Annotated in this window: 12 protein-coding genes; 10 read left to right on the top strand and 2 right to left on the bottom strand. The window is 71.4% G+C overall.

The genetic code is table 11. The annotated features are described in order from the left end of the window. Positions 1-30 precede the first annotated feature (30 nt). Positions 31-420, top strand: coding sequence for a hypothetical protein (locus tag J2S22_RS17145; RefSeq protein ID WP_272775887.1), 390 nt, complete (start codon positions 31-33; stop codon positions 418-420). A 638-nt stretch (positions 421-1,058) separates the two neighbouring features. Here J2S22_RS17145 and J2S22_RS17140 read toward each other — a convergent pair. After that, positions 1,059-1,781, bottom strand: coding sequence for a FadR/GntR family transcriptional regulator (locus tag J2S22_RS17140; protein WP_272775886.1), 723 nt, complete (start codon positions 1,779-1,781; stop codon positions 1,059-1,061). A 2-nt stretch (positions 1,782-1,783) separates the two neighbouring features. Beyond that, positions 1,784-2,746, bottom strand: coding sequence for a hydroxyacid dehydrogenase (locus J2S22_RS17135; protein ID WP_272775885.1), 963 nt, complete (start codon positions 2,744-2,746; stop codon positions 1,784-1,786). Between the two features lie 273 nt (positions 2,747-3,019). Between J2S22_RS17135 and J2S22_RS17130 the strand changes: the two genes are divergently transcribed. The 9 genes from J2S22_RS17130 (at position 3,020) to J2S22_RS17090 (ending at position 11,534) form a co-directional block, all read left to right on the top strand. Next, complete coding sequence (locus tag J2S22_RS17130; RefSeq protein WP_272775884.1) at positions 3,020-3,952, top strand: dihydrodipicolinate synthase family protein; 933 nt, start codon at positions 3,020-3,022, stop codon at positions 3,950-3,952. Between the two features lie 8 nt (positions 3,953-3,960). Next, positions 3,961-5,091: an iron-containing alcohol dehydrogenase gene (locus J2S22_RS17125; protein WP_272775883.1), complete on the top strand. Its 1,131-nt coding sequence runs from the start codon at positions 3,961-3,963 to the stop codon at positions 5,089-5,091. A gap of 442 nt (positions 5,092-5,533) precedes the next feature. Continuing rightward, the gene (locus J2S22_RS17120) at positions 5,534-6,523 is read left to right on the top strand and encodes a Bug family tripartite tricarboxylate transporter substrate binding protein (protein ID WP_272775882.1); all 990 of its coding nucleotides are present in this window, start codon (positions 5,534-5,536) and stop codon (positions 6,521-6,523) included. Positions 6,524-6,604: 81 nt separating this feature from the next. Further along, entirely contained in the window at positions 6,605-7,615 is a 1,011-nt protein-coding gene (locus J2S22_RS17115; RefSeq protein WP_272775881.1) for a Bug family tripartite tricarboxylate transporter substrate binding protein, read from the top strand. A gap of 157 nt (positions 7,616-7,772) precedes the next feature. Continuing rightward, on the top strand, positions 7,773-8,579 hold the full coding sequence (locus J2S22_RS17110; protein ID WP_272775880.1) for a cyclase family protein: 807 nt from the start codon (positions 7,773-7,775) through the stop codon (positions 8,577-8,579). Positions 8,580-8,621: 42 nt separating this feature from the next. Next, on the top strand, positions 8,622-9,422 hold the full coding sequence (locus J2S22_RS17105) for a cyclase family protein (RefSeq protein WP_272775879.1): 801 nt from the start codon (positions 8,622-8,624) through the stop codon (positions 9,420-9,422). Position 9,423: 1 nt separating this feature from the next. Then, positions 9,424-9,765 carry a cupin domain-containing protein gene (locus tag J2S22_RS17100; RefSeq protein ID WP_272775878.1) on the top strand — a complete coding sequence of 114 codons (342 nt, stop codon included), beginning with the start codon at positions 9,424-9,426 and terminating at the stop codon, positions 9,763-9,765. A 13-nt stretch (positions 9,766-9,778) separates the two neighbouring features. Beyond that, positions 9,779-10,585: an SDR family NAD(P)-dependent oxidoreductase gene (locus J2S22_RS17095; protein WP_272775877.1), complete on the top strand. Its 807-nt coding sequence runs from the start codon at positions 9,779-9,781 to the stop codon at positions 10,583-10,585. Next, positions 10,557-11,534 carry a 3-hydroxyacyl-CoA dehydrogenase family protein gene (locus tag J2S22_RS17090; protein ID WP_272775876.1) on the top strand — a complete coding sequence of 326 codons (978 nt, stop codon included), beginning with the start codon at positions 10,557-10,559 and terminating at the stop codon, positions 11,532-11,534. The genes J2S22_RS17095 and J2S22_RS17090 overlap by 29 nt, the downstream gene beginning before the upstream one ends. The last annotated feature ends 9 nt before the right edge of the window (positions 11,535-11,543 follow it).

Genomic DNA, 11,543 nt, shown 5'->3' with positions numbered 1-11,543 from the left:
ACACCGATCGAGCAACAAGGGAGACCACAGATGCTCACCAAGCGAACCCTCCTGACCACGATCCCGGCCGTTCTGGCCGGCGCCGCCCTGGTCGCCACCGGGCCGGCCCTCGCCCACAATCCGCAGCCCCGGCACGGCGGCCGCATCGTCATCGCCGGCAACTTCCACGTCGAGCTGGTGATCAAGGGCGCGACCGTGTCGGCCTATCTGCTCGGCCACGACGACAAGCCGCGCGACGCCGCCGGCCACCAGGGCCTGGCCATCCTGGTCGTCGACGGCAAGAGCCAGCGCGTGCCGCTCGCCGCCGCCGAGGGAAACCGCCTCGACGGCACCGCGCCGGCGCCGCTGCCGGACGGCGTGAAGGGCGTCGTCCAGATCACGACGCCGACCGGCGCCACCGCGCAGGCGAAGTTCAACTGACGCGTCGGACCCGCGTCATGCCGGCGCGCTCGCGGCGCTGTGTCGGGGAAGGTCTCGTGTCCCGGGCGCGGCGCGCCGCGCCGGCCCGGCAGCGGCCTTTCGTAGCGTGTTTGCTTTGAACTCACGAAACCAGCGCTCGATCGCGGGCCCGCCCTCGTCCGGCTCGTCCCAGCGGCTCCGGCACTGACTTTCACCGTCACCCTGAGGTGGCTGCGCAAAGCGCAGCCCTCGAAGGGCGACGGCCCGGGCCGCATACTCCGAGGCTCGGCCACGCAAGTCGGCTATAGCGCGACTTGCGCGCTCGTCGTGCCGATCTCGGGTAAACCCGAGATCGGTGGCGAGCACCTCGGGATGACGGGTCGGCGGTCAGGGCCGCTGTTATGACGCCCTTCCGCGGCCTCGTCGCCGCGGCATGCACGACTCTCCAAACGCTCGGCGAGCGTTTGCGGAAGTCGTCATTCCGGGGCGCGGACCACAGGTCCGGAGCCCGGACTCCATACGCCCGGTGTGGGTGACCCACGACGGACAGGGCGTATGGAGTCCGGGTTCGGCGCTGCGCGCCGCCCCGGAACGGCCAGGCATGCGAGGCGATCGGAGTGAGCTGCGGCCGGGCTCGGCGCCGCGCCGTCGCGGGTCGTCTAATCCACGCCGAACAGGCGGTCGCGGGAGCCGGCGAGGTGCTCTTCCATCAGCCGGCCGGCGGCGGCGGCGTCGCCGGCGCGGATCGCCTCGAAGATGCCGCGGTGCTCGGCGAACACGTGCTCCAGGCTCGGGGTCGAGCCGAGCACCGACTTGCCGTGCAGCTTCATCACCACGTCGATGTGCTGGCGCAGGCCGAGCAGCGACGACGAGAGGTAGTGGTTGTCGGAGGCCACCGCGATGGCGTGGTGGAAGGCGAAGTCGGCGTCCTCCCGGTGGACGTGCTGGCGCGTCGCGATGTCCATCAGGGCCAGCGCCTGGGCGATGTCGGCGAGCGTCTTCTCGGTGATCCGCTGGGCGGCCAGGAAGGCGGTCTCGCGCTCCACCGCGATGCGGAACTCGTAGCAGCGGCGGATGTCGGCGATGCTGGCGATCGGCGTGAAGGCCGGCACCTTCTGGGCCCGGACGACCCCGGTCACCCAGCTGCCGGCCCCCTGGCGCGATTCGATCAGGCCCTCCTCGCGCAGCCGCCGCAGCGCCTCGCGCACCACCGGGCGCGAGACGCCGTACTTCTCGGCGAGCTGGTGCTCGCCGGGCAGGCGGGTGTTCTGGGCGAGCTCGCCGCCGGCGATGCGGTTGAACAGGAGCTCGTAGACGTGGTCGGCGAGCGCCGGCCTGCCGTTGCGCCGTGGCGCGGTCTCCCGGGGGTCGGCGGACGTCATGGTCACCTCGCGAGGTAGCGCGGATCGGGGGCTCCGCCGGAGATCACCGAAAGCACGTTCCGGGCCGTCTGCAGCGACACCTCGCGCTTGGCGTCGTCGGTCACGCCGGCGACGTGCGGGGTGGCGATCACGTTGGGCAGATGCAGGAACGGATGGTCGGCCGGCGGCGGCTCGGCCGCGAAGCTGTCGATGCCGGCGCCGGCGATCGCGCCGGAGCGCAGCGCCGCGGCGAGCGCCGCCTCGTCGATCACCTCGCCGCGCGCCGTGTTGATCAACCAGGCGCCGGGCCTGATCAGGCCGATCTCGCGCGCCCCGAGCAGGCCGCGGGTCGTCTCGGTCAGCGGGCAGTGCAGGCTGACCACGTCGGCCCGTGCGAGCAGGGCGTCGAGATCGGTCGCACGGGCGATCGGCGGGACGAAGGCGGCGTCGGGCGCGAACGGATCGTAGGCCTCGATCACCATGCCGATCGCCGCCGCCATGGCGGCGAAGCTGCGGCCGATCTGGCCGAGGCCGACGAGGCCGAGCCGCATGCCGCGCAGCTCGCGGCCGCGATAGAGCGACTTGTCGAAGCGGCCGCTGCGCATCAGCGCGGTCTGGCGCTCCAGATCCTTCACCAGCGCCAGCATCATCGCGAGCGCGTGCTCGGCGACGGACTGGGCGTTGCAGCCGGTCGCGATCATCACTGGGATGCCGAGCCGGCGCGCCGCCGCCACGTCGATGTCGTCGCAGCCGACGCCGTGCTTGGCGATCACCTTGAGCGTAGGCGCCGCCCGCATCACGTCCTCGTCGAGCCGCGGCACCAGCCGTACCATCACGGCGTCGGGGCGGTGGCGGTCCAGCACCGCGATCATCTCGTCCTTGGACGGGAAGGCCTCCGTCGCCACCAGCGACGCGCCGGCGTCGCGCAGCAACGCCACCCCCTCGTTCGCGATCTGGCTGCCGAGGGTCACGACCGTAAAGCTCACCGATACCTCCACGTGCCGGCGGAACGCCGCAGCGACGTCCCTCTGTGTCATGAACTTGTAAACTTGTAAATCAGCGGGATCCCGTAGGGCCCGCCTGCCGTTCGCCGCGAAGCAGCGAAAAGCCGCTCCGAGCTTCACGTGAGCGCGATCGTCGCGCATCCGGGGTTTGACGCACTTGCCAGCGGGACGATGTTGAATTTACAAATTTGTAAAACACGGATCGGCAGCCGCCCGGCCGAGGGCAGGGTGCCGCAGCAGCACAGGACGGATGGAATGAGCACCGACGCGACGCCGACCGGCGTGTTCCCGGCGACCCTCACCCCGGTCGATGCGGACGGCGAGCCGAACGCGGCGCTGCTCGCCGCCCACTGCCGCGCCCTGCTGGCGGAAGGCGCGACCGGCTTCGCGCTGCTGGGCACCACCGGCGAGGCGAACTCGCTGACGCCGGGGCAGCGCATGAAGCTGCTGGAGGATCTGCTGGCGCAGGGCTTCGACCCGACGCTGTTCATGCCGGGCACCGGCAATTGCGCCATGAAGGATGCGGTCGCGCTCACCCGGCACGCCCTCGATCTCGGCTGCCGCGGCGTCGTGGCGCTGCCGCCGTTCTACTACACGCCGGTGTCGGACGATGCGCTGTTCGCCGTCTATGCGCGGCTGATCGAGACGGTCGGCCACGCCCGGCCGAACATCGTCCTCTATCACATCCCGCCGATGTCGCGGGTGCCGATCGTGCCGGCCGTGATCGAGCGGCTGATCGAGGCCTTCCCGGGCGCGGTCGTCGGCGTCAAGGATTCGTCCGGCGAGCTCGCCAACATGACCATGCTGGCGAAGCGCTTCCCGCAGCTGTCGATCCTGGCCGGCGCCGATCCCCTGATGCTGCCGCTGCTGCGCGAGGGCGGCGCCGGCGCCATCACGGCGACCTCGAACGTGGCCATGCCGCTGCTCGCCTATCTGTTCCGCAACTTCGCCGACCCGGCCGCGCAGGACAAGGTCGCGGCCGCGCAGGCGCTGCTCTCCGAGATCCGCGAGGTCACCCGCACGGTGCCGCAGATCGCGGCACTGCGCGCGCTCGCGGCGGTGCGCCGCGGCGACCCGTCGTGGAGCAACGCGCTGCTGCCGAACCTGCCGCTGACGTCCGCCGAGGACGCGACGCTCCGCGCTGCGGTGGCGCCGCTGTTCGCCAGGATGGACGGGTTCGGAGCCTGAGGATCGCCATGCCGGCCGTCGACGCACCGCTCCGTCTCGTCTGCCCGCCCGTCATCGAGTTCGGGGCCGGCACGGTGGCGCGCGTCGGCGCGTGGGCGAAGGCGCGCGGCTGCCGGCGTCCGCTGGTCGTCGCCGACGCCTTCAATGTCGGCCGCGTCGAGCTGCTCGGGCTCGACGGGCCGGTCGCGGTGTTCGGCGACGTGGTGCCGGAACCGGACATTCCCAATCTCGACGCGCTGCTGGCGACGGCGACAGAGACGGCGCCCGATCTCGTCGTCGGCTTCGGCGGCGGCAGCGCCATGGATCTGGCCAAGCTCGCCGCGGTGCTGCCGGGCAGCGGCCAGACCATCCGCGACGTCGTCGGCGTGGGGCGCACCCGTCCGCGCTGCTGCGCGCTCGTGCAGGTGCCGACCACGGCCGGCACCGGCAGCGAAGGCGGCATCCGCGCGCTGGTGACCGACCCCGCGACCCGCAACAAGCTCGCGGTCGAGAGCCTCGACATGCTGGCCGACCTCGCCGTCGTCGATCCGGATCTCACGATGAGCGTGCCGCCGGCCCTGACGGCGGCGACCGGGGTCGACGCCATGGCGCACTGCGTCGAGGCCTACACCAACCGCAGGGCCCATCCGCTGATCGACTTCTATGCGATCGAGGGCATCCGCCAGGTCGGCCGCCATCTCGCCCGCGCGGTCGCCGACGGCAGCGACCGCGCGGCGCGCCGCGGCCTCGCCGTCGCCTCGCTGTACGGCGGCTTCTGCCTGGGCCCGGTCAACACGGCGGCCGGCCACGCGCTCGCCTATCCGCTCGGCACCCGCCACCACGTGCCGCACGGCGCCGCCAACGCGCTGATCTTCCCGCACGTGCTCGCCTTCAACGCGCCCGTCGTGCCGGAGAAGACGCGCCACGTCCTGGCCGCGCTGGGGCTGCCCGCGGCGACCGACGAGGCCGCGGTGCGCGACGCGGCCTACGGCTTCTGCGCCGCGCTCGGCCTCGAGATGCGGCTGTCCGGCCTCGGCGTGCCGGAGGACGATCTTCCGGCGATGGCCGACGAGGCGTTCGTGATCCGCCGCCTGCTCGACAACAATCCCCGCGAGATCTCCAGGGACGAGATCCTGGCGATCTACCGAACCGCGTTCTGAGCGTCCGGCTCCGGCTCCGGCCGGAGCGAGACCAGGAAGGACAGTCGATGCCGCCCGGCGGAGGGCGGCCACCAGACCCGATCCGCGGCGGCGCAGGCCGACCGCAGGACAACAATCGATCGGGCCCGGAGGAGAGTATGTCCCATGACCGACGGTCCCGGTGGACGTCGGCGAGGCGGAATTGCGGCTTCGCCTGGCGTTCGTTCATGTCCGGCCGATGCGCCACGCCGGCGGCGGTCCGCGCGCGGGCGTCGCGGCGTCCGCCGCGCGTCGCCGGTCCGCGGCAGCGGCCGGTCCGCGGCGGCGGCCCGTCCGGGACCGTGCGTCTTCTCCGCCCGGCATGCCCCGCCCCCGAGATCACCACGTCGCCGATGCCGCCCCGTGCCGCGGGTGCGGGCCGGTGCCGGCGCGCGTCGAGAGTCGTGAGACAGTGGAGGACGCAATGAATCGCAGGAAGGTTCTGATCGATCTCGTCGGCCTCGCCGCGGCCGCGGCGCTGCCGCAGGCGGTCCGGGCCGAGGCCGCTTATCCGAGCCGCCTCGTCACGGTGATCTGCCCGTTTCCGGCGGGCGGGGCGGCCGACGTGTTCACCCGCATGGTGGCCGAGCATCTCGCCGCCACCTGGAGCCAGCCCTTCGTGGTCGAGAACCAGCCGGGCGGCGGCGGCATCATCGGCATGACGCGGGTGGCCCGCGCGACCCCCGACGGCTACACCCTGACCCTGTCGAGCACCGGGCCGCTCGCCGTCAACGAGACGCTCTACGGCGAGAAGCTGTCCTACCGCACCCTGCGCGACTTCGCCCCGATCTACCAGCTCACCATCACGCCGAACGTGCTGGTCGTGAATCCGAAGCGGCTGCCCGACGTGAAGACGGTCGCCGACCTGATCGCCCATCTGAGGGCCAATCCGGGCAAGCTGAGCTTCGGCTCCGCCGGGATCGGCACCTCGCAGCATCTCGCCGGCGAGTATCTGCAGCAGATCACCGGTACGTCGATGCAGCACGTTCCGTATCGCGGCACATCGCTGATGCTGAACGACCTGATCGGCGGCCAGATCGACCTCGGGTTCGAGAACACCGGTCCGGCCCTGCCGCACATCCGCAGCGGCGCGCTGCGGGCGCTCGGCTTCGCCACCGCCCAGCGCCTGCCGATCGATCCCGACCTGCCGACCATCGCCGAGACCCTGCCGGGCTTCGAGGCGACCGCCTGGCACGGGTATCTGGCGCCCGCCGCGACGCCGCGGCCGATCGTCGACCGGCTGGCGAAGGAGATGAAGGCGTTCGCGAACAAGCCCGAGGTGATCCGCAAATGCGCCGACCTCGGCGCCATCGTGCAGACCGACTCCTCGCCGGACGCCTTCGCCCGTTTCATCGCCGACGAGACACAGAGGTGGCGCAAGGTGATCGAGAAGGCCAATATCAAGGCCGGATGAATCGCCGGCCCGAAGCGCAGACGCGGAGACCTCGCCCGCATCCGCACGCCCGAGAAGCCGGCCGGCCCATCGGGAGGTGCCATGATCGCGACGTCCCGTGCCGCACGCGCCAGGCGGTTCCTCGTGCTCGGGCTCGGGGCCGCGCTGGGCCTCGCAGTCGCCGGCCCCGGCGCCGGCGCCGCCCGGGCCGGGGACGCCTATCCGTCCCGGTCGATCACGCTGATCGTGCCCTATCCGGCCGGCGGCGCGAACGACATGCTGGGCCGGCTGATCGGACAGAAGCTGTCAGACCGGCTGCGGCAGCAGGTGATCGTCGACAACCGGCCCGGTGCCGGGACCCTGATCGGCGCCAGCCAGGCCGCCCGCGCCGCGCCGGACGGCTACACGCTGTTCGTCGGCGGCTTCGCCTCCAACGCGGCGAGCCCGCATCTGTTCAAGGCCGACTACCACCCGATCGACGACTTCGCGCCGATCGGCCTGTTCGGCACCGCGCCGACCATGCTGATCACCTCCACCGAATCGCCCTTCAGGACGCTGAAGGATCTGGTCGACGCGGCACGCCGGTCGCCCGGCACCCTGCGATACGGATCCTCCGGCAACGGATCGCCGCTGCACATGGCCGGCGCCGGTTTCTGCCTGCAGAACGGCCTGCAGATGATCCACGTGCCCTACAAGGGCGGCAGCGCGCACATTCTCGACCTGATCGGCAGGCGCGTCGACGTGATCTTCGACACCACCACCAACGCGACGCCGCTGATCAGGGGCGGCAAGGTGCGCCCGCTCGCGGTCGCCTCGGCGGAGCGGCTGCCGGCGTTTCCGGACGTGCCGACCTTCGCCGAGTCGGGCTATCCGGGCTTCGCCGTCAACGGCTGGTACGCGCTCTACGCGCCGGCCCGGACCCCGAAGCCGATCGTCGACCGGCTCAGCGCCGAGCTGCAGGCGGTGCTGGCGTCGCCCGACGTGATCGAGCGCCTGCGCGAGGTCGGCATCACCCCGGCGAGCGGCCGGCGGGACGAGCTCCTCGCCCATGCCAGGCGCGAGTACGCCAAGTATCGCGACCTGATCCGCGACGCCGGCATCAAGGCCGACTGACCGGCCGCGTCGCGGTCCGGCTCGCTGCTGCAGCGCACCATAACTTCCAGCTATCCCTTCGGCCGAGGTCGCTATTGGACCCGGGTCGGCCGCCGCTCCTAACGTCGCCCCAAGAACGAGCACCGGTTCGAGAACGGTGCCCGAGCGGAGCGAAAAAATGAGCGTCACCGAACCCGGCACGGGACTCGTCTTCGTCGAACTCAGCCACCCCTGGGGGCACGGCACCCCGATCAATCCGGGCGATCCGGACATCCGCATCGAGCGCGCCGTCTACCACGCCGCGCACGGCGTGCTGAGCCAGCGCATCACCGCCGTGATGCACAACTCGACGCATCTCAACGCGCCGCTGCACATGGTGCAGGGCGGCGCCGATCTGGCGAGCCTGCCGATCGACCTGTTCTTCGGCAACGGCGTCGTGCTGAGCATCCCGAAGGGACGCTGGGAGTACGTGACGGCCGCCGACCTCGCGGCCGCGACCCCCGAGGTCGAGGCGGGCGACATCGTCGTGATCGTCACCGGCTGGCACGAGAAGTATTCCGACAGCCAGGAGTATTTCGGCCAGGGCCCGGGCCTCGCCAAGGACGCGGCGCAGTGGCTGATCGACCGCGGCGTGCGGCTCGTCGGCATCGACACCGCCTATGTCGACCATCCGCTCGCCACCTCGCTCGGCCTGCATCGCGGCGGCCCGCTGATGAAGCGCCTGCCGAAGCTCTACGAGACCGAGACCGGCCGCGACCCGAAGGTCGACTTCCCCGAATGGACCCCGGCCCACCGCATGCTGCTGAAGGCCGGCATCCCGACCATCGAGAACGTCGGCGGCGACGTCGCCGAGGTGCTCGGCAAGCGCTGCACGCTGCAGGCCTATCCGTGGCGGTTCGCGGCCGGCGACGCCTGCGTGATCCGCCTGATGGCGCTGCTCGATCCGGGCGGTGCGTACCGCATCGAGCCCGGCCGCGCCGCCTGACCGGCGACAGTCGTCCTCCACGCGATCGAGAAAGACACCACCATGGGCGAGATCATCGGCGCCAACGGGCTGCGCTACTACGACCTCAGCAACGTCTACGGCCACGGCGTGCCGCAATGGCCGTCCGCCGCAAACCTCAACGTCCGGGTCCACAAGTTCCACGCCAACGACGGCATCTTCGTGCAGCAGATCGAGTCGATCATGCATCGCTCGACCCACATGGACGCGCAGCTGCACGTCACCGAGAACGGCAGGTCGCTGACCGGCTACGACACCTGGCGCTTCTTCGGCACCGGCGTCGTGGTGTCGATCCCCAAGGGCAAGTGGGGCGTGATCACGCCGGACGACCTGGAGAAGGCGACGCCGAAGATCGAGCGCGGCGACATCCTGATCATCAACACCGGCTCGCACCACAAGCTCGGCGACAACGACGACTACTACGCCTACTCGCCCGGCCTCTACAAGGAGGCGGCCGAGTGGATCGTCGAGCGCGGCGTCAAGATGCTCGGCATCGACGTCCAGGCGCTCGACCACCCGCTCGGCACCAAGCTGTGCGACCACGGCCTCGGCCCGTCGCACCCGCATCTCGACGCGGAGTACAAGGCGCTCACCGGCCGCCACGTGCTGGAGGACTTCCCGTACTGGGAGCCGGCCCACAAGATCATGATGGGCGCCGGCATTCCGGGCATCGAGAACATCGGCGGCGACGTCGACCTGGTGACCGGCCGGCGCTGCACCATCATGGCGTTCCCGTGGCGCTGGCACGAGGGCGAGGGCTGCGTCGTGCGGGTCGTGGCGGTGATCGACCCCGACCAGACGTTCCGCATCCCGACGGGGGCCTGACATGCACGTCACCCGCTTCACCGACGCGAAGCCCTACGAGGCCAAGCGCCATCACGCCATGGTGGCGCTGCAGCTCCAGGGCGGCGCCGAGAGCGCCACCGAGGCCTTCACCTGCGGCCTGTCGCACTTCCTGCCCGGCGGCGGCGCCGAGATGTCCGCCTCCGCCGCCGAGAAGCTCTACGTCGTCGTCGCCGGCGAGGTGACGGTGATCACCGACGGCGGCGAGGTCGTGCTCGGTCCGCTCGACTCCTGCCATCTCGCGCCGGGCGAGGCCCGCGCGATCGAGAACCGCGGCAACGCGGTCGCCAGCATGCTGGTCATCCTGTCGAAGCCGAAGAGCTGAGCCCGAGCCGACCATGATCTCCGAACCGCTCCGCAATCCACTGTCCCTGTTCGACGTCCGGGGAAAGTCCGCGATCGTCACCGGCGCCACCGGGGCCTTCGGCCGCGCCACCGCGCTGATGCTCGCCGCGCTCGACGTCGACGTCACGCTCGCCGGCGGCTCCGTGAAGGAGCTCGCCGAGGTCGCGGCCGAGGTCGAGAGCCTGGGCGGCGGGCGCTGCATCACGGTGCCGCGCCGGCCCGACACGCTGGAGGACGCGCAGGCCATGCTCGACGCGGCGCTCGCCGCCTTCGGCCGCGTCGACCAGCTGGTCATCGCGTCGGGCTACAACAAGGCCGGCTTCATCCACGAGATGGCCTACGAGGACTGGCAGAAGGTGATGGACGCCAATGTCCGCGGCGCCTGGTTCATGGCCAAGGCGGTCGGCACCCACTTCATCGAGAAGCAGGTGAAGGGCAAGGTGCTGCTGATGTCCTCGGTGCGCGGCCGCCACGGCAACGTCTCGGGCTACACGGCCTACTGCACCTCCAAGGGCGCCACCGACGCGCTCACCCGGGTGCTCGCCACCGAGTGGGCCAAGTACGGCATCACCGTCAACGCCATCGCGCCGACCGTCTTCCGCTCCAAGCTCACCGCCTGGATGTTCGGCGACGACGAGCTCGGCCAGGCGACCAAGAAGCGGTCGCTGTCGCGCATCCCGCTCGGCCGGCTCGGCGAGGCCGAGGACCTTGTCGGCATGGCGCTCTACCTCCTCTCGCCCGCATCGGACTTCTGCACGGGACAGGTGATGTATGTCGACGGCGGCTACACGGCCGGGTGACCGCGCCGTCGGCGTGGTCGGTGCCGGCCGCATGGGCGTCGGCATCGCCCAGATCTTCGCGGCCGGCGGGTTCCGGGTCCACCTGATCGATCCGGTCGCGGCGGCGCTCGCCGCGGCGCCGGAGCGGCTCGCCGGCATCACGGCGCGCCGCGGCCAGCCGGCCGCGGTGGCGGACCGCGTGTCGTTCCACGCCGCGCTGCCGGACGCGATCGCCGGCTGCGTGCTGGTGATCGAGGCGGCGCCGGAAAAGGTCGAGCTCAAGCAGAGCATCTTCCGCGAGCTCGACGCGCGCTGCGGGCCGGACGTCATCCTCGCCACCAACACCTCGGTCATCCCGGTGTCGCGGGTGGCGGCCGAGGTCGGCCGGCCCGGCCGTGCGCTCGGCATGCATTTCTGGAATCCGCCCTACGCGGTGCGGCTCGTCGAGGTGGTGCAGGCCGAGCGCACCGATCCGGCCGTGATCGCGCCCGCCATGGCGCTGCTCGCCGAGGTCGGCCAGAAGCCCGTCCACGTCCGCAAGGATGTGCCGGGCTTCATCGGCAACCGCCTGCAGCACGCGCTCAAGCGCGAGGCGATCGCGCTGGTCGAGAACGGCGTCTGCGACGCCGAGACGGTGGATTTCGTCGTCAGGAACAGCTTCGGCGCGCGCCTCGGCCTGATGGGACCGCTCGAGCAGTCCGACATGCTCGGTCTCGGCTTGACGCTGGCCATCCATTCCGTGCTGCTGTCGGATCTCGACTGCAGTCGCGCGCCGCAACGGCTGCTCGTCGACAAGGTCGCGGCCGGCGAGACCGGCGCCGCGGTCGGCCGCGGCTTCCGCAGCTGGACGCCGGAGCAACGCGCGGAACTGGAGAACCGGCTCGACGCCGCGCTGCTCGCGGCGGCGCGCGGGCCGGACGAGACGAAGGGCGAGGAGCCCGTCGGTGTCGACACGAAAGCCGCCGGGTGAACCGGCAGG

The organism is Rhodoplanes tepidamans (genome assembly GCF_030813915.1).
Taxonomy (GTDB): Bacteria; Pseudomonadota; Alphaproteobacteria; order Rhizobiales; family Xanthobacteraceae; genus Rhodoplanes; species Rhodoplanes tepidamans.
Note: the sequence above shows the minus strand (reverse complement) of the source record. Positions and strands in the feature narration are given on the sequence as shown.